This is a genomic window from Ramlibacter sp. (assembly GCF_036383835.1).
Lineage (GTDB): Bacteria > Pseudomonadota > Gammaproteobacteria > Burkholderiales > Burkholderiaceae_C > Ramlibacter.
Map to the genome: position 1 here is coordinate 64,318 of NZ_DASVNN010000150.1, position 22,903 is coordinate 87,220.

Below are 22,903 nucleotides of genomic sequence, written 5' to 3' on the forward strand. Positions count from 1 at the left end.
TCAGGAAAACTTCATCGTCACTGAAGAACTTCGCGCTTTTTCCTGATCGAAGGCGCGCCTAGACTTTCCTTGGACAGCCCACCAGGGCACGCACACAAGGAAACTGTTCGATGAGCACCGCCTTCCGCCCCCGCGCCTGGACCGCCGCAGACGTCCAGAACGACACGTCCTGGATCCTCCGCGTCTCCGCCGAGGCCGCCGAAGGATTCCACCACGCGCTGCTGCATGCCAAGGCCGCGGGCAAGGACTTCACGGCGATGACGCCGGCCGACTTCCCGCTGCCGAAAGCCGCGGCCGACGTGCTGGCCCAGGCGATCGACCTGACGCAGGGGCGCTGGGGCATGTGCCTGGTCAAGGGCCTGCCCACCGACCGCTGGACCGAGGACGAGGCGCGCCTCGCCTGCTGGGGCATGGGCCTGCACATGGGCACGGCGCGCACGCAGAACCGCGCCAGCGCGTTCATGAACGACGTGCGCGACGAAGGCGGCAGCTACAAGACGAAGAACGGCCGCGGCTACAACACGAACGCGGCACTGGACTTCCACTGCGACTCCTGCGACGTCGTGGCCCTGCTGTGCCGGCGCACGGCCCGCAAGGGCGGCGAGAGCAAGGTGGTGAGCTCGATCGCCCTGCGCGACGAGGTCGCGCGCCGCCGCCCCGACCTGATCCCGGTGCTGCAAGGTCCCTGGTACCACAGCTACCAGGGCGCGCAAGGCCCCGGCAAGCCGCCGTTCTACATGCTGCCGCTGCTCGGCGACGATCCGGCGCACCTGGCGATGCGCGCCAACCGCAAGAACGTGATGGCCGCGCAGCGCGATTTCCCCGAGGTGCCGCGCCTGACGGTGCAACAGGTCGAGGCGCTGGACCTGCTGGACGAGCTCATGGCCGATCCGAAGCTTTGCTACTCGATGTGGCTCGATCGCGGCGACCTGCAACTCCTGAACAGCTACGTGACGCTGCACTCGCGCACCGATTTCGAGGACTTCGAGGAGTCCGACCTGAAGCGGCATCTCTATCGGCTGTGGCTTTCCGTGCCCTCGTCGCAGCCGCTGCCCCCGCAGTGGGCGGTGTACTTCGGCGACGCCCGTGCCGGCGCCGTGCGCGGCGGCCTGCGTGGCGACCACCTGACGCAGGACTTCATCGATTTCGAGACCCGCCAGGCGGCCCACCACGCCATGCCGCTGATCCCGCGCACGGTGATCGCGCTGCCGGAAGCGGCCGCGGCGGCCTGAGTTCAGCGGCGAGCGCCGCCCGCCGCCTGCACCACGGGCGCGGCGGCCATCGCCTCGCGCAAGGCCTGCAGCTTGCGGCTGTCGGCGTCGGCGGGCCGCACCACCAGGGAGACCTGCAACTGCGGCGCGTCGCGGCCCAGCCGCACGATGCGCACGCCGTGCGCCTGGGTCGTGCGCGCGTCCGGTTCCGGCACCACGGAGACGCCGAGTCCGGCGCTCACCAGGGCCACGATCGCGTGCACCGACTGCAGGTCGATGGTGGCCCGCGCGCCGGGAGCGTGCAGGCGCACCCAGCGGGCGGCGAGGCGGCCGGTGCCGGTTTCGGGATCGAAGCGGATCCACTCGTGCGCCTTGAGCAGCGCCGGCGCGCGCGCCTCCGTCGCATCGGGCGGCGCCACCAGCACCATCTCCCGGTGCAGCACGGGGTACCACGTCAGCCGCTGCGAGCCGCCGGCGGCCGGCTGCACGACCACCGCCGCATCGAGTTCGCCCGCCTTCACCGCTTCCAGCAGTTCGATGGAGCGGCCGCGCACGGGCCGCACGTGCAGGGCAGGGTGGTGCGCGCGCAGCCACGCCATGGCGGCGGGCAGCAGCGTCGCCTGCATGGTCTCGATCACGCCCAGCCGCAGCTGGCCTTCCACGCGGGAACCGGTGCGCCGGCGCAAGGACTCCAGCCGGCCCATCGTGTCGCGCATCGTCTCCGCGATCTCCGTCGCGATGGGGCGGGGCCGCACCGACAGCCCGGCGCGATCGAACAGGGGCTGGCCGAAGTGGGCCTCCAGCTGCTTCATCTGCATGCTCACGGCGCTCGGCGTCACGTGCATCTCGCGCGCCGCCGCGGCCAGGCTGCCGGTGCGCAGCACCGCGTCGAGCGTCGCGAAGAAGGAAAGCTTCATCAGTTTTTCTTCATTGCCAGTTGCAGAAATATGGCTTGATGCATCGGGTGGGGGGCCTAGAATTTTTGATCAAGACCGCCCGGCGCAATGGTCGCGCATCGGGCGCACTACACAGGAGACATCATGAAGCACCCCACCCGCCGCGCCGTCAACTCGGCCCTTGCCGTCATCCTGGCGGGCCTGGCCACGATGCAGGACGCCGCCGCCGCCGAGGACGCCGCCGCATATCCGTCTCGCCCCATCACCATCGTCGTCGGCTTCCCGCCGGGCGGCCCCACCGACATCATTGCACGCGTGGTGGCCACGCGGCTGTCGCAGGCCTGGGGCAAGCCGGTGATCGTGGAGAACAAGCCGGGGGCCGGCTCCAACATCGCGACCGAGCAGGTGGTGCGCGCGGCGCCGGACGGCTACACGCTGCTGGTGGAGACCATCGCCAACGCGACCAACATGACCGTGTACAAGAAGCTGAACTACGACACGCGCAAGGACCTCGCGCCCATCGTGCAGTTCATGGCTTCTCCCAGCGTGCTGGTGGTGGGCCCCAAGGTCCCGGCGAAGAACCTGAACGAACTGCTGGCCCTGGCCAAGGCGCAGCCGGGCAAGCTGGACTACGCCTCCACCGGCGTCGGCGGCTCGCCGCACCTGGCCGGCGAGATGCTGAAGTACCGCGCCGGCATCGACATCGTCCACATCCCGTACAAGGGCGCCAGCCCCGCGCTCAACGACCTGCTGGCCGGCAACGTCGCGATGGGCTTCATGACCTCGCTGGGCCTGGGGCAGCACATCCAGTCCGGCAAGCTGCGCGCCATCGCGGTGGCCAGCCCGAAGCGCTTGCCCGAGCTGCCCGAGGTGCCCACCACGGCCGAAGCCGGCCTGTCCGATTTCCACGTGCTGTCCTGGAACGGCCTGGCGGCGCCGGCGAAGACGCCGAAGCCGATCGTCGACAAGCTGAACGCCGAGGTGAACCGCATCCTTGCTACGCCGGAAGTGAAGAAGCAGCTGGAAGGCCTGGGCGGTTTCCCGATCGGCGGCACGCCGGAGGAGTTCACGAAGTACGTCGACTCCGAGATCCGCACCTGGGGCGCCGTCGTCAAGTCCGCCAACTTCTCGCTCGACTGAGGTGGCGATGGCTGCAGTCCCCGCGCAGCGCTGCGCGCTGATCACGACCGGCGGCACCATCGTCTCGCGCATCGACCCGGCCACCGGCCTGGCGATGCCGGTGCTGTCCGGGCAGGACCTGCTGCAGGCGGTGGGCGAGGAAGCAGGCGAGGTCGAGGTGCACGACTTCTGCCGCGTGCCGTCGCCGCACCTCGGCCCCCGGCAATGGGTGGGTCTGGCGCCGCTGGCGCAGTCGCTGCTGGAGCGCGAGGACATCGCGGGCGTGGTCGTCTCGCACGGCACCGCCACGCTGGAGGAAACCGCCTGGTTCCTCGACCTCACCGTGCGCAGCGACAAGCCGCTGGTGGTCACCGGCGCGCAGCGTAACGCCTCGGCGCGCGACTTCGACGGCCCGCGCAACCTGCTGACGGCGCTGAAGATCTGCCGCGCGCCCGCCGCGCGAGGCCACGGCGTGCTGGTGGCGCTGAACGAACACGTGAACGCGGCGCGCGAGGCGACCAAGTCGCACACCGTCGACGTCGAGACCTTCCAATCGGGCGAATGGGGCTACCTGGGATCGGTCGTCAACGAGCGCGTCACCTTCCATCGCTCGCCGCAGCGGCGGCTGCACCTGCCGTTGCGCGCGTCCGGGTTGCCGCGCGTGGACATCGTGCCCATGTACGCGGGCGCCGATGGCGCGATGGTGCACGCGGCGGTCGCTGCCGGTGCCCGCGGCATCGTGATCGAGGCGGTGGCTTCGGGGCACGTGAACGGAGAAATGGGCGAGGCCATCGTGGACGTCATGCGCCAGGGCGTGCCGGTGGTGGTGTCGACGCGCATCCCCCGTGGCGGCACGCGCGTGGGCTACGGCTTTGCCGGGTCTTCGGCGTTGATGGTGGAGGCGGGCGCGGTGCTCAGCGGCGATCTTTCGCCGTGGAAGGCGCGCATCGTGTTGATGCTGGCGCTGCAGGATGGAGCGGTGGGGCCGAACGAGCTGCGGCGGCTGTTCGAAGGCTGAAGCGCCCCCACCCCGGCCCTCCCCCGGAGGGGGAGGGCGACATTCAGTTCAGAGCCAAGCGGGCGTGCCGCTGTCCAGCGCGGGCGGCGGCAGCCCCGCTTGCGGCCGCTGGCCATCGAAGCGCACCGGGTGCGCGATCATCGGCGGCACGTCCGCCGAGGCGGAATCCAGCCGCATCCCACGTGCCACCACGTGCGGATGCTCCAGCACCTGGTCGACGTCGAGGATGGGCGCGCAGGGCACCGCGGCGCGATCGAGCGCGTCCACCCATTCCTGCGTATCGCGCTGCAGGGTCCACGACGTGATCAGCGCGATCAGCGCGGCGCGGTTCGCCACGCGCGCCTGGTTGGTCGCGAAGCGCTCGTCGCGTGCCATTTCGGCATGCCCGGCCAGCTCGCAGAAGCGCGCGAACTGGCCGTCGTTGCCGACCGCCAGCACCATCTGGCCATCGCGCGTGGCGAACACCTGGTAGGGCACGATGTTGGGGTGCGCGTTGCCCATGCGCGTGGGTGTGCGGCCGCCGATCAGCCGGTTGGACGCCTGGTTGGCGAGCATCGCGACTTGCACGTCCAGCAGCGCGGCGTCGATGTGGCGACCGCGGCCGGTGGAGCGCCGCTCGTGCAGCGCGGCGAGGATCGCCGTGGTCGCGTACAGGCCGGTCATCACGTCGGTGACGGCCACGCCGACCTTCTGCGGCTCGCCGCCCGGGTCGCCGGTGATGCTCATGAGCCCGCCCTCGGCCTGGATGGCGAAGTCGTAGCCCGCCTTGTGGGCCAGCGGCCCGTCCTGGCCGTAGCCGGTGACCGAGCAGTAGACGAGGCCGGGGTTGACCGCCTGCAGGCTGGCGCAGTCCAGCCCGTACTTGGCGAGCTGGCCGACCTTGTAGTTCTCCAGCAGCACGTCGGCTTCGCGCGCGAGTTCGCGCACCTGGGCCGCCCCCGTTTCGCTCGCGATGTCGATCGCCACCGAACGCTTGCCGCGGTTGGCGCAGACGAAGTAGGCGGCCACGCGCTGCTCGCCTTCGCCCCACCAGGGGGGTCCCCAGGCACGGGTGTCGTCGCCGGCGCCGGGACGTTCGACCTTGATCACGTCGGCGCCGTAGTCGGCCAGGATCTGGCCGGACCAGGGCCCGGCCAGTACGCGCGAGAGGTCCAGCACGCGCACGCCGGCCAGCGGGCGCGGCGCATTCGCCGTTCCAGTCATCGCTTCAGTTCGAGAAGGCGGCGATGCCGGTGATGGCGCGACCGAGGATCAGCGCGTGGATGTCGTGCGTGCCCTCGTAGGTGTTCACCACTTCCAGGTTCACCAGGTGGCGGGCCACGCCGAATTCGTCGCTGATGCCGTTGCCGCCCATCATGTCGCGCGCGACGCGGGCGATGTCCAGCGCCTTGCCGCAGGAGTTGCGCTTGAGGACGGAGGTGAGGTCGACCGACGCCGTGCCTTCGTCCTTCATGCGGCCCAGGCGCAGGCAGCCCTGCAGCCCCAGGCTGATCTCGGTGAGCATGTCGGCCAGCTTCTTCTGCACCAGCTGGTTGGCGGCCAGCGGGCGGCCGAACTGCTGGCGATCCAGCACGTACTGGCGCGCGCGGTGGAAGCAGTCCTCGGCAGCACCCAGGGCGCCCCAGGCGATGCCGTAGCGGGCCGAGTTCAGGCAGGTGAACGGACCCTTGAGGCCGCGCACTTCGGGGAAGGCGTTCTCCTCGGGGCAGAACACTTCGTCCATCACGACTTCGCCCGTGATCGACGCACGCAGGCCCACCTTGCCGTGGACGGCGGGAGCGGTGAGGCCCTTCCAGCCCTTTTCCAGGATGAAGCCGCGGATCGCGCCGGCGTCGTCCTTGGCCCAGACCACGAACACGTCGGCGATCGGCGAGTTCGTGATCCACATCTTGGAGCCGGTCAACTTGTAGCCGCCGTCGACCTTGCGGGCGCGCGTGATCATGCTGCCGGGGTCGGAACCGTGGTTCGGCTCGGTCAGGCCGAAGCATCCGATCCACTCGCCGCGCGCCAGCCTGGGCAGGTACTTCTGCTTCTGCGTCTCGGTGCCGAATTCGTTGATCGGCACCATCACCAGCGAGGACTGCACGCTCATCATCGAGCGGTAGCCGGAGTCGACACGCTCCACTTCACGGGCGACCAGGCCGTAGCAGACGTAGTTGAGGCCGGCGCCGCCGTACTGCTCGGGGATGGTGGCGCCCAGCAGGCCCAGCTCGCCCATCTCGCGGAAGATGGACGCGTCGGTCTTCTCGTGGCGGAAGGCTTCCTGCACGCGCGGCAGCAGCGCCTGCTGGCAGTAGGCGTGCGCGGCGTCGCGCACCTGGCGCTCGTCGTCGCTCAGCTGCGCGTCCAGCAGGAAGGGGTCGGACCAGGAGAAGCGGGCGGCTGAAGTCATGCTGTTCACTCACAAGGCAAGGGACGATGGAGCCCGGATGCTAGGAGAAGCGTGTCCAGCCGGCAAACGAGGATTTCTCCTCCACATATGATCGAAGCTCATTTCTGAGGACGCCTCATGCGACGCCGACTGCCTTCCACCCAGGCCCTGATGTGCTTCGAGGCGGCCGCGCGCCACCAGAGCTTCACCCGCGCCGCCCAGGAACTGGCGCTCACCCAGGGCGCGGTGTCGCGGCAGGTCGCGGCGCTGGAGGAGCTGGTGGGCGTCGCGCTGTTTCGCCGCACCCAGCACGGCATGACGCTCACCGCGGCCGGGGCCGATTACGCGCGGCAGGTGGGCCAGCGGCTGGATGCGCTGGAGCGCGACACCCTCGACCTGCAGGGCCGCGGCGGGCAGGGCGATCGCCTCACCATCGCCTCGGTGCCGACCTTCGCCGTGCGCTGGCTGATCCCGCGGCTGCCGGCCCTGCAGCGCCTGCATCCGCAACTGCAGGTGCACATCGAAGCGCGCGTGCGGCCCTTCCTGTTTGCCGAGACGCAGGCCGATGCGGCCCTGTTCGCGGGCACGCCGGAACAGCTGCGGCAGTGGGCCGGCACGCGGTCCGTGCTGCTGCTGCCCGAGGAAGTGGTGCCCGTCTGCAAACCTTCCCTCCTCAGGAATGGCCGCCCGTTCACGCCGAAGGCGCTGGCGGCCCTGCCGCTGCTGCAGCAGTCCACGCGGCCGGAGGCCTGGCGCCAGTGGTTCGACGCCCAGGGCGTGGATGCGGAACGGGCGATGGCGGGACCACGCTATGAACTGTTCTCCATGCAGGCGGCGGCCGCGGCCTGCGGCCTCGGGGTGGCGCTGGTGCCGACGCTGCTGGTGCAGCAGGAGCTGGAGCAGGGCACGCTCGCGATCGCCTGCGACCGGCCGCTGCCCGGCCAGCGCGGCTACTACCTGGTGCAGCCGGCCGAAGGCGAGCGCCCGGCGCTGGCCGCGTTCCGCGAGTGGCTGCAGGCGGAAGCGAACGGCTGAGTTGTCCTATTCATGGAACCTGTTCTAGAATCAGGACAGGATGCCGGATCTCGACGCTTCACTGCCGATCTCCAAGTACCACCAGGTCTACCTGGTGCTGCTCGAACAGCTGCAGGAAGGCCGCCACGCGGCAGGCCTGCCGGGCGAGCTGGACCTGGCCCGTGACTTCGGCGTGGGGCGCATCACGGTGCGGCGCGCGCTCGACCAGCTCGCGCAGGAAGGCCGCATCCTGCGCGAGGCCGGGCGCCGCACGCGTCCGGCCGTGCAGCAGCCCCGTAGGGCAGGTCAAGTCGAGAACGCCGCCGCAACGCCGCTGAAAGGCCTGCTGGGCAACATCGTGCAGGCGAGCCGCGGCACCACCGTGAAGGTGATCGAATGGCGCGTGATCCAGGCTTCGCCGGAGATGGCGCAGGCGCTGCGGATGGATGCCGGCGACAAGGTGCGCAAGGCCGTGCGCCGCCGCAGCACGCCGGCCGGCCCGGTCTCGCACATCACCACCTACGTGCCCGAGGCACTGGTGCGCGGCTTCGGCCGCGCCGAGCTGGCCGGCAAGCCGATGCTGCAGCTGCTGCAGGAGGCGGGCCTGGAGGCCGGCCGCGCGGTGCAGACCGTCTCGGCGCGGCAGGCCGATGCCAAGGTGGCCGCCGAATTGCAGGTGCCGGTGGGCGCCGCGCTGCTGTGGGTGCGCCGTCTCGTCTACGACGTGCAGGACAGGCCGATGCAGCTGCTGCACGGCCTGTACCGGCCCGACCGCTACGAGTACCAGATGGAGGTCTCGCAGGTGGGCGCCATCGACGCGCGCATCGTCGCGAAGGAAATGTTCTGAAGGATTCGAGGATGACAGCTCCCGCACGGCAGCCGCAGACGCTGCCGCAGAAACTGATCGCGCGCGCGGCCGGCCGCAGCCACGTGGCCCCCGGCGAGATCGTCAGCTGCCAGGTGGACCTGGCGTTGTTCCACGATTCCTCCGGCCCGCGGCGTCTCAAGCCCATGCTGGAGGAGCTGGGCGCGCAGATCTGGAACAAGGACCGCGTCGTGCTGGTGATGGATCACTACGTGCCGGCGCAGGACGAGGACTCGCGGCGCATCGTGCGCATCGCGCGCGACTGGGCAGCCGAACAGCGCCTGCCCCACGTCTACGACAGCGTCGGCATCTGCCATGTGGTGCTGCCGCAGAAGGGGCACATCCGTCCCGGCATGTTCTGCGTGGGCGGCGATTCGCACTCGCCCACCGGTGGCGCCTTCGGCGCCTACATGTTCGGCATCGGCGCCACCGAGATGCTCGGCGTGGTGGTCACCGGCGAGATCTGGGTGCGCGTGCCGAGGACGCTGCGCATGTGGTGGGACGGCAAGCTCGCGACCGGCGTCATGGCCAAGGACATGGCGCTTCACATGATCGGCCGCTTCGGCATGAACGGCGGCGAGTACCAGGCCGTGGAGTTCTGCGGCCCCGCCGTGAAGGCGTTGTCGATGCAGGAGCGCATGACCCTGTCGAACCTGAGCGCGGAGATGGGCGCGCAGGCCGGCCTGGTCGCGCCCGACGAGACGACCCGCCAGTGGCTGCTGGCGGCCGGCGTGCCGGACGCCGAGATCGAAATCGAGGGCTGGAGCACCGACGAGGACGTCGACGAGTCCGTCGCCAGCACTTTCCGCTTCGACGCGTCCACGCTGGCACCGCAGGTCGCCGCGCCGCACAGCCCGGCCAACACCCGCGCGGTGGGCGAGTTCGCGGACGTGACTGTGGACGTCGCCTACGTCGGCGCCTGCACCGGCGCCAAGCTGGAGGACCTGCGCGCGGCCGCCACCGCACTGCGCGGCCAGCGCATCGCCGCGGGCATGCGCCTGATGGTCGCGCCCGCCAGCCTGCAGGACCAGCAGGCAGCCGAGGCCGAAGGCGTGATGGGCATCCTGCGCGATGCCGGCGCCGAGCTGCTGCCCAATGCCTGCGGCGCCTGCTCCGGCTACGGCGGCAGCATTCCCGACGGCGCCACCGTGCTGGCGACCACCGCGCGCAACTTCAAGGGCCGCATGGGTTCCGCCACCGCGCAGGTGTACCTCGCTTCTCCCTATACGGTGGCCGCTTCCGCGCTGCGCGGGCGCATCACCGATCCGCGCGAGGTGCTTGCATGAGCGCCACGCACAAGGTCTGGCGCTTCGGCGCCGACATCGACACCGACCAGCTCGCCTCCGGCGCCTACATGAAGCTGGGCATCGAAGGCATCGCGCCGCATTGCCTGGAGGCGGTGCGGCCGGAGTTCGCGGGCGCGGTGCGTCCCGGCGACGTGATCGCCGCCGGTCCGAACTTCGGCATCGGCTCCTCGCGCGAGCAGGCCGCCGCGGCGCTGGTGCACCTGGGCGTGCGCGCGGTGATCGCGCCTTCGTTCAGCGGCCTGTTCTTCCGCAACGCCTTCAACCTGGGGTTGCTGCTGCTCACGTGCCGCGACGCGGGCGAACTGCGCGAAGGCGAGCAGGTCGGCCTCGACCTTCAGCGGCTGGAGGTCGTCACCGCCAATGGCCGCCGCCTCGCCTGCGATCCCATCCCCGATTTCCTGCTGGACATGGTGCAGGCCGGCGGGCTCATGAACCAGCTGCGGCGCAAGCTGCAAACCTCGAAGTGACCACCATGCCAAACAACCTCAAGCAGCGACTGCAATCCGCGAGCGCCGTGCTGGCTCCCGGCATCTACGATGCGTTCACCGCGCTGATCGCCGAGCAGGCCGGCTTCGAGGCCTTGTACCTCTCGGGCGCCTCCATCGCCTACACGCGCCTGGGCCGCTCCGACGTCGGCCTCACCACCGCGACCGAGGTGGCCGACACGCTCGCCCGCATCACCGAACGGGTGGCGCTGCCCGTCATCGTGGATGGCGACACCGGATTCGGCAACGCGCTGAACACCCAGCGCACCGTGCGCGCGTTCGAGCGCGCCGGCGCGGCCATGGTGCAGCTGGAGGACCAGACCTTTCCCAAGCGCTGCGGCCACCTCGATGGCAAGGGCGTGATCCCGCGCGCGGAGATGTGCGGCAAGCTGCGTGCCGCGCTCGATGCGCGCCACTCGGCGGACACCCTGATCCTCGCGCGCACCGACGCCCTGGCCGTGGAGGGCTTCGACGCCGCGCTGGACCGCGCCGAGGCCTATCTCGCATGCGGGGTGGACGCTCTCTTCATCGAGGCCTTGCGCACGCCGGAGCAGATGCGCATCGCGTGCGAGCGCTTCGCCGGCCGCATCCCGCTGCTGGCCAACATGGTGGAGGGTGGAAAGACGCCCGTGACGGCGGCGAGCGAACTGGGCCGCATCGGCTTTCGCATCGTCATCTTCCCGGGCGGCACCGCGCGCGCCGTCGCCCATACGCTGCAGCGCTATTACGCGAGCCTGCGCCAACACGAGACCACTGCGCCGGAGCGCGAGCGCATGCTCGACTTCGACCAGCTCAACGCACTGATCGGCACCCCCGAACTGCTGCAGCATGCGGCGCGCTACGACGCCGCGCAACAAGACTGACCAAGGAGACCAAGACCGATGAACCGCTTCCCCACCCGCCGCGCCGTCCTGGGCGCCGTGCTCGCCGTCGCCGCGGCGGCCTCGCATGCCGCTTTCCCCAACAAGCCGATCCGCCTGATCGTCGGCGCGTCGGCCGGCGGAACCACCGACACGCTGGCGCGCGAAGTCGCCGAGGACATGACCAAGACCCTCGGCCAGCCCGTGATCGTGGAGAACAAGGCGGGCGCGGGCGGCAACATCGCCGCGATGGAAGTGCAGCGCGCCCCGGCCGACGGCCACACGCTGCTGGTGGCCTTCACCAGCCACACGATGAACGCGTCGCTGTCCAAGAAACTGCCCTACGACCCGATCGCCGACTTCACGCCGGTGGCGCTGCTCGCCAAGGTGTCGAGCGTGCTGGTCACGCGCACGGACGCGCCCTACCGCGACGTGCGCGAGGTGATCGCCAAGGGCAAGGCCGGCAAGCCCGCGCTGAGCTTCGCCATCGGCGGCACCGGCTCCTCGCTGCACATGGACACCTACGAGTTCGAGAAGTCGGCCGGCGTGCCCGTCACGCAGGTTCCCTTCAAGGGCACGAGTCCCGCGCTGGCCGACGTGCTGGCTGGCCACGTCGACCTCATGTTCGCGCCCGTGAACGGCGCGCGCCCGCTGATCCAGTCGGGCAAGCTGCGCGCGCTGGCCGTCGCCGGCCCGAAGCGCATCGCCGCCTTCCCGGATGCCGCGCCCATCACGGAAGCGGTGGCCGGCTACACCACCAACTACGGCTGGTTCGGCATCCTCGGCCCGGCCAGGCTGCCGGCCGACGTGACGCGCGCGCTCAACGCCGCGATCAACAAGGCCATGCAGCAGCCCAAGGTGAAGGCCCGCCTGGAAGGAGACGGCAGCACGCCGGAAGTCGGCACGCCCGAGCAGTTCGCGACCTTCCTCGCCGGTGACATCAAGCACTGGGCGTCGCAGGCCAAGGCGTTCGGGATCCAGCCGGAATAAGGCGCGCGGCGCCGCGGGCCTGGCCAGGGCCTGCGGCCCGCCCGCGCGCTAATCCCCTGCCATCACCCGCCGGGCCGTCGAACCCAGCGCCGCGCACAGGAAGTCCACGAAGGCCGTGACGCGGCGCGCGCTCTGGTGGCGCTTTGGGTACACGGCATAGATGTCGGCGGGCGGCGTCGCGTGGTTCTCCAGCACTTCGCGCAGGCGGCCGCTGCGCAGGTACTTGGCGACGTCCCACTCGGCGCGCATCAGGATGCCGTGGCCGTCGAGCGCCCAGGCCACCGCGATGTCACCGTCGTTGGTGCTCATGGAGCCCGTCACCTTCACCGATTCCGAACGCCGTCCGGCCGTGAATCGCCACAGGCCATAAGCGTCCTCGCCGTGATGGATGCTGATGCAGTCGTGGCGCGCCAGGTCCGACGGCGTGCGCGGCGTGCCCCTTCGGGCCAGGTAGGCCGGCGAGGCGCAGAGCAGCCGGCGGTTGTCCGCGACCTTGCGGGCGATCACCCGGGCATCCGGCGGCTCGCCGAAGCGAACGCAGACATCGAACGCGTCCTCGCTCAGCGGCGGCGGCGTCACGGTCAGGTGGAACTGCACCTGCACCTCCGGGTGGGCCTTGCAGAACTTCGAGATCACGGGCGTCACGTGGCTGCGCCCGAAACCCAGCGTGGCATTGACGCGCAGCAGGCCGCGCGGTTGCGCCATCGATTGGCTCAAACGGTGCTCGACGTCCTCGATGTCGGCCAGGATGCGGCGGGCCTCGGTCAGGTATTCCTCGCCCTCGGGCGTCAGCGCGATGCGGCGCGTCGTGCGGGTCAGGAGCTGCACGCCCAGGCGCGCCTCGAGCAGCGCGAGGCGGCGGCTCACGGCCGGCGTGCTCAGCCCGAGTTCGCGCGCCGCGGCCGACAGGCTGCCCCGCCGGATCAGGACGTGGAAGAAAGCCATCTCCGCCGAGGCGTTGGTGATCTCTGTCATTGTGAAGCTGGATTGAACAATGCTGTCAATGCAGCGCAATTATTCAGCAGGATTGCGCCGTAAAGTCCTTCGCATCCGGTAGCCGCACCGGCCGCCGACGACCCGAGGAGACACAGTGAACCTTCCGCCGAATTTCCTGTCGCGCCGCTCGCTCATGATCGGCCTGTCGTCCCTGCCGCTGCTGGCCCGCGCGCAGGGATATCCCGCCAGGCCGGTGACCGTGGTCATCCCCTACGCGCCGGGCGGCACGACCGACATCGTCGGCCGCCTGATCGCCCAGTCGCTCGCCACCTCCACCGGCAAGACCTTCATCTCGGAGAACAAGGGCGGCGGCAGCACCACGATCGCGACCGGCTTCGTGGCCAAGGCGCCGGCCGACGGCTACACGCTGCTGGCCAACGAGATGACACAGACGATCATCCCGTCGCTGTTCCCCAAGCTGCCTTTCGATCCCATCAAGGACCTGGCCCCCGTCACCGTGTTCGCCGAGGCGCCTTACGTCCTGGTCGTCAATTCCAGCGTGCCGGCGAAGAACCTGCGCGAACTGGTGGAACTCGCCAAGGCGCGGCCGGGCAAGCTGAACTTCGCTTCGGGCGGCGCCGGCAGCGGCCCGCACATCGCGGGCGAACTGCTCAAGTCCGTCGCCGGCATCGACATGACCCACATCGCCTACAAGGGCTCGGGTCCCGCCGTGGCCGACCTGCTGGGCGGCCAGGTGGAGGTGCTGGTCACCGCCGCGCCGACGGTGTCCGCGCAGATGGCGTCCGGGCGGATGCGGCCGCTGGCGGTGGCCCACACGAAGCGCCTGTCTTCGCTGCCCAACGTGCCGACCGCAGCCGAGGCCGGCTTCCCGGACTTCCTCATCGCCAACTGGTTCGGCCTCGCCGCGCCCAGGGGCACGCCGGCCGAGGTCGTCAACTACCTGCACGCCGAGATCCAGAAGATCCTGAAGAAGCCCGATCTCCGCGAGCGCCTGGTGGCCGCCGGCGCCGAGCCCGTCTCGATGACGCCCGCCGAAGCCACCCGCCACGTCGAGGCGGAAGCGCGCCGCTGGAGCGACCTGATCGCCAGGGCCCGCATCAAGGTGGACTGAACCGCCGCATCCGAAAGACCCGAATGAAGATCCGCAAAGTCGAGCCCCTGCACGTGGGCCAGTTCATGTTCGTGCGCGTCACCACCGACGAGGGCATCGTCGGTTACGGCGAGGCCGGCACCTGGGGGCACATCGAAGCCGCCGGCGCCTGCATCCGCCGCTTCGCCGAATACCTGGAAGGCAAGGAGGCCTTCGCCATCGAGCATCACTGGAACGTGATGCACCGCTTCAGCTACTTCACGGGCCTGGCCGAGAACGCCGCCATCTCGGCGATCGACATCGCCCTGTGGGACATCAAGGGCAAGGCCCTGCAGGTGCCGATCTACGAGCTGCTGGGCGGCGCGGCGCGCACCAAGGCGCGCATCTACGGCCACATCTACGAGCACAGCATCGAGAAGATGCTGGTGGAGTGCCAGGCCAAGATGGAGGCGGGCTTCAACGCCTTCGGCCACCTCAACCCGTTCCTGGACGAGGGCAACGACCAGGTCTACTTCAAGACGCACATCAAGAAGATGCGCGACGCGATCGACAACACCCGGCGCATGCGCGAGGTGGTCGGCGACCGCGTGGACCTGCTGATCGAGATCCATCGCCGCCTCACGCCCGCGGAGGCGATCGTCTTCGCGCGCGGCATCGAGGACACCCACCCGATGTTCATCGAGGACCCGATCCGTCCCGAAGGCCCCGACGCCATGGCGCGCGTCGCCGAAAAGATCGGCATCCCGATCGCCACCGGGGAGCGCTTCGCCAACATCTACGAGTTCCAGACTCTGATGGCGCGCGGCGGCGTGGAGTACGCGCGGGTCGACCTGTGCCTGTGCGGCGGCATCACGGGGGCGAAGAAGGTCGCCGCCATCGCCGAAGCCCATCACGTGCAGGTGGTGCCGCACAACCCGCTGTCGCCCATCGGCCTGGCCGCCTGCCTGCAGCTGGACGCGGCCATCCCGAACTTCGCGATCCAGGAATACGCGACGGGTTTCGAGGCCGGCATCTTCGAGTCGCGCCCCGAGCACCTGGGCAGCGACATCGTCGACAAGGTGCCGCGGCCGCACAACGGCTTCGTCGACATCCCCAACGGGCCCGGCCTCGGCATGAACTTGGTGCCGGATGCGCAGAAGATCCGGCCGCCGCTGGTCAAGCCGATCACCATGCGCCCGCACTTCGACGGGTTCGTGGTCGATCAGTAAGCCGTCGGGGGCGCCTCCCGGAAGCGGAACGGCGTCACCGTTTCAGGTACGAGCAGCTCCGCTTGTCGGTGTTGAAATGCACCGTCGAGCCCTGTTGGTTCTGGGGGCAGGCCCAGATCGGTACCCCGCGCGGAGCACGCCTGAGGTCGAAGGTGAAGGTGTCCCTGCCACCGGCGGGAATGCTGCGGGCGTAGAGATTGCTGCCGTGCCCATACGCGTGCCCTTCGCCATTGGCGTCCCACGTGTAGTTGATGGTCATGCCACACTGGTTGATGACGGTCACGGGCTGGTTGGAAGACCCGGGCTGCCTCTGGCCGCTGACCGTCTGAATGCACTTCAGGACCGGCATATGGACGATTTCCGCCTGCGCGTCCGGAACGACGGCAGCGAAAACGAGGCACACGGAAAACAGCTTGGCTCCAGCCGGAAGGCGCATGAATGACTCCGCTCGTGGGGAAGACTCGAAGGCGCTCCCCGGTACCTGTTCGGAAATGTAACGCCTGCGGCTGACACCGAACAGGGGCCAAATGGCTGAAAAGGAGGGGAGTTCCCTTCCCGCGCCTTACTTCACGCGGAACACGAAAGCTGGTGGCGGCTCCGGTTCCATGAGCCGTTTGCCGACCCGATCCGCGTAGGCGACGGCACTGCGGAAAACTTCCGCGTCCGCCGCGTCGGACGGGGTCGCGGTACCGCGCTCCTCGCGGTCCCACGCGTGGAAGCACTTCATGAGCGATTCCGGGCCGCCGGCCCTGGCTTCCAGCACCACCGCATAGGTGTAGGCGGCGACGACCCGCCACTCCGGCTCGAAGGTACGGCCCCAGACGTCGATGTCGTAAGGGCGATCGGAGAGGGCTGTGACGAAAAGCATCGTTCCGGCATCGTAGTGCCAATCGCTTCGAACGCGCCTAGAAGTGCAGCCCCAGCCACTCCTGCACCTGCCGGTGCAGGTCGCCCTGGAACTCGGCCGCCTCGCCCTCCGCGGTGATGCGGCCGAGGCTGAGAACGCACACGCGATCGGACATCCGCACTACGCGGCGCACGTTGTGGTCGATCAGCAGGATGCCCATGCCCGCCGCTGCGAACTTCTCGATCCAGGTGAAGATCTCCTCCGAGACGCGCGGCGACAGGCCGATGCTCGGCTCGTCGACCAGGCACAGCTTGGGCTGCTGCAGCCACGCCTTGCCGAACTCCAGCTGCTTCTGCTGGCCGCCCGACAAGCTGCCGGCGGGCTGCGAGCGCTTCTCGTGCAGGGCGGGGAACTGCGCGAACACCTCCTGCAGCCGATCGCGCATCACGCCGCCGAAGCGCTTGCGCCGCCCGAGCAGCGGCAGCAGCAGGTTGTCTTCCACCGTCAGCTGCGGGAACAGGCTGGATTCCTGCGGGATGCAGCAGATGCCCAGGTCGATCAGCTTGTGCGGCGCGAGGCCCGAGATGTCGGCGGCTTCGAACGCGACGCTGCCCGACTTCGGCGGCAGGAAGCCGCAGATCGTCTTGACGAGCGTCGACTTGCCGGCCCCGTTGAGCCCGATCAGGCCCGTGATGCGTCCGGCGTCCACCCGCAGCGAGACGTCGCGCAGCACGTCGATGTCCTGCGCGTAGCCCGCGGTCACGCCGCGCATTTCCAGCAGCGCCGGGGTCGAACTCACGCGGCGACCTCCAGCGTCGGAGGCTCGTCGTCGCCGTGCGTCTCGCCCAGGTAGGCCTCGATCACGTCGTGGTTGCGCAGGACGTCGTGCACGCCCCCCGCCGCGATCACGCGGCCGGCGTTCATGCACACGGCGCGGCCGCACAGGTCCAGCACCACCGGCATGTCGTGGCTCACGAGCAGGAAGGTCGCCCCTTGCGCGTGGCGGGCGCGGATGAATTGCGCCATCACCTCGCGCATCACGGGGTGGACGGCGGCGAACGGCTCGTCGAGGAGGGCCACGAGCGGCGGCTCGATGAAGCACATGCCGAACTCGAGCAGCTTGCGCTGGCCGCCGGACAGCTGGCCCGCATCCAGGTGCTGCACGGGACCGAGCGTGAGTTCCTCGACGAGCGACTGGGCGCGGCGCGTCGCTTCGGCCTCCGCGAGGCCCCGCGCCATCCCGGCCGTGAGCAGGTTGTCGAAGGCGCTGGTGCGCGTGAACACGCGAGTCATCTGGAACATGCGCAGCACGCCCAGCCGCGCGAGCCTGTCGGGGCGCATGCCGGTGATGTCGTGCTCGCGCATCGCCACCCGGCCGGCATCCGGGGGCAGGAAACCCGAGAGCATGTTCAGCACGGTGGTCTTGCCCGACCCGTTCGGCCCGATCAGCCCGAGGATCTCGCCCTCGCGCACGTCGAAGCCGACGCGGTCGACGGCCGCGACGCCGCCGAAGTTCTTCGACAGGCCCTCGATGGCAAGCAGGCTCATGAGCGCCTGCCCCGGATGCGCGCCAGCGCCAGGCCCCACAGCCCACCCGGCACCCAGCGCGCGAACAGGATCACCAGCAGGGCGAACACGATCACCTGCACGTCGCCGAAGCCGCGCAGCCACTCGGAGCCGAGGTAGACCAGCAGGGCGCCGACGATGGATCCCGTCATCGATGCCATCCCGCCGATCACCACCATCGACAGCACGAGGCCGGTCTGCTGCAGCAGGCCGAGTTCCGGGCTCACCAGCTGGCTGAACGTCCCATAGAGCGCGCCGGCGAGGCCGCAGATCGCGCACGAGGTGCAGAACACGATCATCTTCACGCGCACGACGTCGATGCCGCGGCTTTCCGCGCCGACGGGGTCGTCGCGCACCGCCGTCATGAAGCGCCCCAGCCGGCCGCGCAGCATCGCGTACAGCACGCCCAGCACGAACACCAGCGCCGCCAGGAAGATGTAGTAGTAGCCGAGGCGGTTTTCGGTCAGCGTGGCGACGTGCATGCCCTGGTCGCCGCGCGTGAACTCGTGCGAGTTCCCGACCACCACGCGCGCGATCTCCGCGAAGGCGAGGGTGGTGAGCGAGAGGTACGGACCGCTCAGGTTCAGCACGAGCTTGCCCAGGAGCAGCCCGAGCAGGGCGGTGGACACGATCGCCGCCGGAAGGGCGAAGCCCAGCGGCACCTTCCAGTAGAAGTCCAGCAGCGCCGTGGTGTAGCCGCCCAGCATCGCGAAGGCGGCCGGCGCCAGCGAGAACTGGCCGGTGAATCCGGCGAGCGCGTTCCACGCCAGCGAGAGCATCGCGAAATACACGCTCACGAGGATGATGCCCTGCGCATACGGACCCGTGACCACGACCGGCAGCAGCGCAAGGAGGGCGCACACCAGCAGCGCGGCCCGCATGTCGAAGGCCAGCCGGTCGCGCCACAGCGGCCCGGGCCCCTTCATACCTCGCGGCCTTTCGTGCCGAAGAGACCCTGCGGTCGCAGCAGCAGCACCAGCACGAGGATGGCGAGCCCGAAGGCGTCGCGGTAATCGTAGGAGCCGTACACCGAGAAGAAGGCCTCGCTCACGCCGAGGATCAGCGCGGCGAGCATGGCGCCCCACACCGAACCCATGCCCCCGAGCACCACGATCACGTAGGACTTGATGGCCGGGAAGGAGCCGACGTCGGGCGAGGGGTTGACCATGGGCGCGAGCAAGGCGCCGGACAGGGCGGCCAGCATGCCGGAGATCACGAAGATGAGGCTCGTGGCGCGGGTGGCGTCGATGCCGGCGAGCGAGGCGCCGAGCCGGTTCTGCGCCACCGCCTGGATCTGCTTGCCCCACACCGACTTCTTCAGGAAGACGGCCAGGCCCGCCATGATGGCCACGGCCACCACCGTCGCGATCGCCTTCTGCCCGGTGAGCATCACGGGGCCCAGCGCGAACCGGCCGGTCTCCACCAGCGCGGGGCCGCGGTAGGAGTAGGGGCCCACGCCCTTGTCCACGAGGTTGATCAGCAGCAGCGACAGTCCGAAGGTGACGACCACCGCGTATTCGTCCTTCATGAAGCCCCAGCTCGCGTAGCCCTGGTACAGCGGGCGCATCAGCAGGCGTTCCACGATCCAGCCGAGCGCCGCGCCGGCGATCGCGGCGCACGGCAGCGAGAGCCAGGGCGAGACGCCGAACTGGAGGGCGACCAGCACGTAGGTGTAGGCGCCCACCATGAAGAACTCGCCGTGGGCGAAGTTCACGATCTTCAGCACGCCGAAGATCATGGCCAGGCCCACGGCCATCAGCGCATAGAAGCAGCCGTAGATCAGCCCGTTGGCGAGCAGGTCGAGCGAAAGGAGCAGCAACGCGCGCTTGTCACTTCGGGCGAACGATCTTCGCCGGATCGAACTTCTGGCCCGGTGCCTGGATCAGCACGGTCTGCGCGACCGGCTGCTTCTCCGCGGTGAGCTCGTAGTTCACGTAGGGGATGTCCAGCCACTGCTGGTAGGCGTAGCCCTGCTGCGTGGAGAAGTTGCCCACGCCGCGCAGGCTCTCGAACTTCATCGTGCGCAGCGTGCTCGCGAGCTTCTCCGGGTCGGTGCTCTTGGCTTGCCGGATGCCTTCGATCACCAGGTGCAGCGAATCGGCGGCCTGCAGCACGAGGCGGTTGATGTCGCCGCCGGTGCGCTTCCTGTATTCGGCGGCGACGTCCTTGGCCAGCTGCGTCTGCGGCATGGCGGGGTGGTACAGCGCGAACGACAGCAGGTACTTGCCGCCTTCCTTCACGTTCTGCCAGAAGTCCGGGTAATCGGCGAGGCCGCCGCCGTCGTACAGGAGCGTCTTCGACGTCGGCGCGACGCCCTGCTCGTACGCCTGGTTCATCACGATGTAGGCCGCGGGCGGCAGCATCGACATCACGATCACGTCCGGCGGGTTGGCGCGCAGCGGCAGGATCGCCGCGGTGAAGTCCTTGCTCGCGCGGTCCAGCGTCTCGTAGCGGTACTCGATGTTCGGCGCCTTCTGCTTGAGCAGCTCGCCGGTGAGCTTGGCCTGGCCGATGCCGTAGTCGGTGTTCTCGGCGAACGCGACGACGCGCTTGACGCCCATCGTGGCCAGCGTGGTCGCCATCGACGAGGAGACCAGCGTGTTGTACGGCGAGGTGTTGAACACCTCCGGGTAGCCGCGCTTGCGCACGTCGTCGGACCAGCAGTTGGTGTTGACGTACGGCACCTTGTAGCGGTGCGCCACTTCGATCTCCGCCAGGCACACGGAGCTCTGGTGGCCGCCGGCGAGCGCCACCACCTTGTCGCGGGTGATCAGCTTCTCGGTGGCGGCGCGGCCCTTTTCCGGGATGCCCTGGTTGTCCTCGTACAGGACCTGGATCGGCCGGCCGAGCACGCCGCCCTTGGCGTTGACCATGTCCTTGAGGATCTCCATGCCGTCCTTGACCTGCTTGCCCTGCACGACGGAGCCGGGTGGCGACTGCGTGATGCTGGCGCCGATCAGGATGGGGTCCGCGGCGAACGCGGGCAGCAAGGCGAGCGCGGCGCCCAGGCCGAGGGTGGCCGCGCGCAGGTGTCGAAGGCTCATGGGGTCTCCTCGTGGCGGAAGATGCGCAATTTAGCGGCAGGCCATGCGCTGCGCCATAGGCTTCTTGCCCGGGGAAACCCGTTGCCTGCTCGCGGATTGAAACTTTCGGCTTGCTCTTCCGGGTTGTCGCGACCCGGCGACCGGACAAGCGACGTCAAGGAGACGCCGCCGGCAGCGCCACATCGAATCTGTCGGCCCAGGGCTTCAGCGCATCCAGGATGCCGGCTGCCAGTGACACGCCGTCCCGCTCCTGCTTCGCCGCCAGCTTCTGCGCCGCTTCGCCCGGCAGGCGCACGGGCTTGCCACCGGGGCGCGGTGGGTTGGCCCGGCAGGCCTGGGCGATCCGTTCCATCTGCGATCGCAGGCCGGGCAGGCCGCCGAAGGCTTCCGGGTCGAGGATCTGGAGGAACACCGTGTTGTTGAACTTGAAGCCGGGCTGGTGCCGGCCGCGGTCCACCAGGCCGGCCGTCAGGGCCTCGACCATCAGCGCCAGGCCGTAGCCCTTGTGGCCTGCATCCTCGCCGCCCAGCGGCATCAGGGTGCCGCCGGCGCCGATCACGGCCGGGTCGTCGGTCGGCTGGCCCTGGGCATCGAGCAGCCACGGCCTGGGCAGCTTGCGCCCCTGCTTTTGCAGCCGCACGACCATGTTGTTGGTCGTGATCGAAGTGGAGATGTCGACCAGGATGGGCAGGCCCTCGGTGGGGCAGCCCATGGACATCGGGCTGGGCGAGAACAGCGCCTTGCTGCCGCCGAAGGGCGCGACGCTGCCGCCGCCGGGGGCCGACGAATGCAGCAGCATCACCATCCCTTCGCGCGTGGCGCGCTCGAGATAGGCCGACAGGCTTCCGATGTGGTGTGCGTTGCGGATGGCCACCGTCGCCGCGCCGTAGATCCGCGCGCGCGGGATGGCCGCGTCCATCGCCCGAAGCACCAGCCACTGGCCGGGAAGCTGCCTGCCGTCCCACGTCAGCGTGGCGGGACGGTCGGCGATCACCTCCGGCTCGCCGGTGGCCGCCATGGTGCCGTTGGCGAGGTGCTCGAGATAGACCGGCAGCAGGTTCAGGCCATGGGTGTCGTGGCCCATGAGGTCGGCGGCCAGCAGGATGTCGGCGACGTCGCCGGCGCGATCCGGCGCCAGTCCGCCCTTTTGCAGCAGGCTGGAGGCGAAGGCGCGCAGCGAGGCGGCGCCGTAGACGGGGAGTGTTTCGGTCGTGGGCATGCGGTGCGTGCAACTTGTCGTGGGAGGCGCCGACATTCTGGGGGACATCGGCGCGCGCCGCACGCACCCGGTCGCATCAACGCGGCGTGGTCTTCTTCTCGCCGTGCTTGATGGGGCCGGTCGGGGATGCGCCGGAACGCCCCGCCTTCTTCGCCGCCGCCTTGTCCGAAACGGCTCCGCTCGAGTGCGTGTTCTTCTTGGCGTGGGTCTTCCCACCCTTGGTGTCTTTGGTCGACTGGGGCATGTTGCTTTCCTCGGATGTGTTCGCCGGACCATTCCGGCGGCCTCCCCAAGGTAGGGCGCAATGAAGCGATGGCCTGTGAGATTTCGAGGCAAGTGCCGGTAGGAACAACGCCGGTTACCGGAACTCCCGGCACTTCGTCATCGTCTCCGCCGACTTGCGCAGCTTGCCGTTGGCGCAGGCTGACCGGGCTGCCTCGACGCAAGCCGTCGCGGCGACGTCCTGGTCCTGCCGGTTCTGCATGCGCAGGCCGGGGATGACGAAGGGGCGGAAGGTCTTGCCGCACTGGCCGCCGATGTTCGGGTCGCCGTTCTCGCGGGCGAGTTCCGTCGCGATGGCCCAGGCGCGATACGCCACCTCGAAGGAAGGCGCCGGTGGCGCGGACTGCGCGCCCGCCGCGTGCGCGAGGACCAGCGCGATGGCGGCGGATGCGCTGGAGCGCAGGATGTTCATGCCTGGTTTCGTCACAATGTCGCCATGCCGCGCCGCCCCGTCAACATCCATCCAGCCTATCACGCCCATGTCTATTTCGACGCCGGCACCGTCGAGCAGGCGCGGGCCTTGTGCGAAGACGCAGGCCGCCAGTTCGAGGTGG

The 22,903-nt window shown here is 69.5% G+C and carries 25 protein-coding genes; 11 read left to right on the forward strand and 14 right to left on the reverse strand.

The genetic code is table 11. The features are described 5' to 3' along the window. Positions 1-110 precede the first annotated feature (110 nt). Positions 111-1,232, forward strand: coding sequence for a TauD/TfdA family dioxygenase (locus VF522_RS23500; RefSeq protein ID WP_330910761.1), 1,122 nt, complete (start codon positions 111-113; stop codon positions 1,230-1,232). Between the two features lie 2 nt (positions 1,233-1,234). On the opposite strand, the gene VF522_RS23505 is transcribed toward VF522_RS23500, so the two are convergent. Beyond that, on the reverse strand, positions 1,235-2,128 hold the full coding sequence (locus VF522_RS23505; protein ID WP_330910762.1) for a LysR family transcriptional regulator: 894 nt from the start codon (positions 2,126-2,128) through the stop codon (positions 1,235-1,237). A gap of 123 nt (positions 2,129-2,251) precedes the next feature. On the opposite strand from VF522_RS23505, the gene VF522_RS23510 reads away from it, so the two are divergent. Beyond that, complete coding sequence (locus tag VF522_RS23510; protein WP_330910763.1) at positions 2,252-3,247, forward strand: tripartite tricarboxylate transporter substrate binding protein; 996 nt, start codon at positions 2,252-2,254, stop codon at positions 3,245-3,247. Between the two features lie 7 nt (positions 3,248-3,254). Further along, positions 3,255-4,244, forward strand: coding sequence for an asparaginase (locus VF522_RS23515; protein ID WP_330910764.1), 990 nt, complete (start codon positions 3,255-3,257; stop codon positions 4,242-4,244). A 48-nt stretch (positions 4,245-4,292) separates the two neighbouring features. Here VF522_RS23515 and VF522_RS23520 read toward each other — a convergent pair whose 3' ends face one another. Next, the gene (locus VF522_RS23520) at positions 4,293-5,447 is read right to left on the reverse strand and encodes a CaiB/BaiF CoA-transferase family protein (RefSeq protein WP_330910765.1); all 1,155 of its coding nucleotides are present in this window, start codon (positions 5,445-5,447) and stop codon (positions 4,293-4,295) included. Between the two features lie 4 nt (positions 5,448-5,451). Continuing rightward, entirely contained in the window at positions 5,452-6,636 is a 1,185-nt protein-coding gene (locus tag VF522_RS23525) for an acyl-CoA dehydrogenase (RefSeq protein ID WP_330910766.1), read from the reverse strand. Between the two features lie 117 nt (positions 6,637-6,753). Here VF522_RS23525 and VF522_RS23530 point away from each other — a divergent pair, with 117 nt between their 5' ends. Genes VF522_RS23530 through VF522_RS23555 form a run of 6 tightly spaced genes read left to right on the forward strand, consistent with a single transcriptional unit; the run spans position 6,754 to position 12,136 of the window. Then, positions 6,754-7,650: a LysR substrate-binding domain-containing protein gene (locus tag VF522_RS23530; protein ID WP_330910767.1), complete on the forward strand. Its 897-nt coding sequence runs from the start codon at positions 6,754-6,756 to the stop codon at positions 7,648-7,650. Positions 7,651-7,690: 40 nt separating this feature from the next. After that, positions 7,691-8,476, forward strand: coding sequence for a GntR family transcriptional regulator (locus VF522_RS23535; RefSeq protein ID WP_330910768.1), 786 nt, complete (start codon positions 7,691-7,693; stop codon positions 8,474-8,476). 11 nt (positions 8,477-8,487) lie between these two features. Then, positions 8,488-9,780: a 3-isopropylmalate dehydratase large subunit gene (locus tag VF522_RS23540; RefSeq protein ID WP_330910769.1), complete on the forward strand. Its 1,293-nt coding sequence runs from the start codon at positions 8,488-8,490 to the stop codon at positions 9,778-9,780. After that, positions 9,777-10,268, forward strand: coding sequence for a 3-isopropylmalate dehydratase (locus VF522_RS23545; RefSeq protein WP_330910770.1), 492 nt, complete (start codon positions 9,777-9,779; stop codon positions 10,266-10,268). The genes VF522_RS23540 and VF522_RS23545 overlap by 4 nt, the downstream gene beginning before the upstream one ends. A gap of 5 nt (positions 10,269-10,273) precedes the next feature. Further along, the gene (locus VF522_RS23550) at positions 10,274-11,149 is read left to right on the forward strand and encodes an isocitrate lyase/PEP mutase family protein (protein ID WP_330910771.1); all 876 of its coding nucleotides are present in this window, start codon (positions 10,274-10,276) and stop codon (positions 11,147-11,149) included. 18 nt (positions 11,150-11,167) lie between these two features. Beyond that, positions 11,168-12,136 carry a tripartite tricarboxylate transporter substrate binding protein gene (locus VF522_RS23555; RefSeq protein ID WP_330910772.1) on the forward strand — a complete coding sequence of 323 codons (969 nt, stop codon included), beginning with the start codon at positions 11,168-11,170 and terminating at the stop codon, positions 12,134-12,136. Between the two features lie 48 nt (positions 12,137-12,184). On the opposite strand, the gene VF522_RS23560 is transcribed toward VF522_RS23555, so the two are convergent. Next, entirely contained in the window at positions 12,185-13,111 is a 927-nt protein-coding gene (locus VF522_RS23560) for a LysR family transcriptional regulator (RefSeq protein WP_330910773.1), read from the reverse strand. Positions 13,112-13,226: 115 nt separating this feature from the next. Here VF522_RS23560 and VF522_RS23565 point away from each other — a divergent pair, with 115 nt between their 5' ends. Continuing rightward, positions 13,227-14,204: a tripartite tricarboxylate transporter substrate binding protein gene (locus VF522_RS23565; protein WP_330910774.1), complete on the forward strand. Its 978-nt coding sequence runs from the start codon at positions 13,227-13,229 to the stop codon at positions 14,202-14,204. A gap of 23 nt (positions 14,205-14,227) precedes the next feature. Next, complete coding sequence (locus VF522_RS23570; RefSeq protein WP_330910775.1) at positions 14,228-15,391, forward strand: mandelate racemase/muconate lactonizing enzyme family protein; 1,164 nt, start codon at positions 14,228-14,230, stop codon at positions 15,389-15,391. A 34-nt stretch (positions 15,392-15,425) separates the two neighbouring features. Here VF522_RS23570 and VF522_RS23575 read toward each other — a convergent pair whose 3' ends face one another. The 10 genes from VF522_RS23575 to VF522_RS23620 form a co-directional block, all read right to left on the reverse strand. Then, a complete protein-coding gene (locus VF522_RS23575) occupies positions 15,426-15,827 on the reverse strand; it encodes a hypothetical protein (protein ID WP_330910776.1) in 402 nt (133 codons plus the stop codon). 126 nt (positions 15,828-15,953) lie between these two features. Continuing rightward, on the reverse strand, positions 15,954-16,259 hold the full coding sequence (locus tag VF522_RS23580) for a hypothetical protein (protein ID WP_330910777.1): 306 nt from the start codon (positions 16,257-16,259) through the stop codon (positions 15,954-15,956). 37 nt (positions 16,260-16,296) lie between these two features. Next, positions 16,297-17,037 (reverse strand): ABC transporter ATP-binding protein, encoded by a 741-nt coding sequence (locus tag VF522_RS23585; RefSeq protein ID WP_330910778.1) that lies wholly within the window; start codon positions 17,035-17,037, stop codon positions 16,297-16,299. Beyond that, entirely contained in the window at positions 17,034-17,786 is a 753-nt protein-coding gene (locus VF522_RS23590) for an ABC transporter ATP-binding protein (protein WP_330910779.1), read from the reverse strand. Before VF522_RS23590 ends, VF522_RS23585 begins: the two co-directional genes overlap by 4 nt. Further along, on the reverse strand, positions 17,783-18,730 hold the full coding sequence (locus VF522_RS23595) for a branched-chain amino acid ABC transporter permease (protein WP_330910780.1): 948 nt from the start codon (positions 18,728-18,730) through the stop codon (positions 17,783-17,785). Before VF522_RS23595 ends, VF522_RS23590 begins: the two co-directional genes overlap by 4 nt. Continuing rightward, positions 18,727-19,623, reverse strand: a complete 897-nt coding sequence (locus tag VF522_RS23600) for a branched-chain amino acid ABC transporter permease (protein ID WP_330910781.1) — start codon at positions 19,621-19,623, stop codon at positions 18,727-18,729. The genes VF522_RS23595 and VF522_RS23600 overlap by 4 nt, the downstream gene beginning before the upstream one ends. Before the next feature lie 10 nt (positions 19,624-19,633). Continuing rightward, on the reverse strand, positions 19,634-20,848 hold the full coding sequence (locus VF522_RS23605) for an ABC transporter substrate-binding protein (RefSeq protein ID WP_330910782.1): 1,215 nt from the start codon (positions 20,846-20,848) through the stop codon (positions 19,634-19,636). A gap of 154 nt (positions 20,849-21,002) precedes the next feature. Further along, the gene (locus VF522_RS23610) at positions 21,003-22,067 is read right to left on the reverse strand and encodes an Ldh family oxidoreductase (protein ID WP_330910783.1); all 1,065 of its coding nucleotides are present in this window, start codon (positions 22,065-22,067) and stop codon (positions 21,003-21,005) included. A gap of 76 nt (positions 22,068-22,143) precedes the next feature. Continuing rightward, positions 22,144-22,311 carry a hypothetical protein gene (locus VF522_RS23615; protein WP_330910784.1) on the reverse strand — a complete coding sequence of 56 codons (168 nt, stop codon included), beginning with the start codon at positions 22,309-22,311 and terminating at the stop codon, positions 22,144-22,146. Positions 22,312-22,425: 114 nt separating this feature from the next. Beyond that, on the reverse strand, positions 22,426-22,761 hold the full coding sequence (locus VF522_RS23620) for a hypothetical protein (RefSeq protein ID WP_330910785.1): 336 nt from the start codon (positions 22,759-22,761) through the stop codon (positions 22,426-22,428). Between the last annotated feature and the right edge of the window lie 142 nt (positions 22,762-22,903).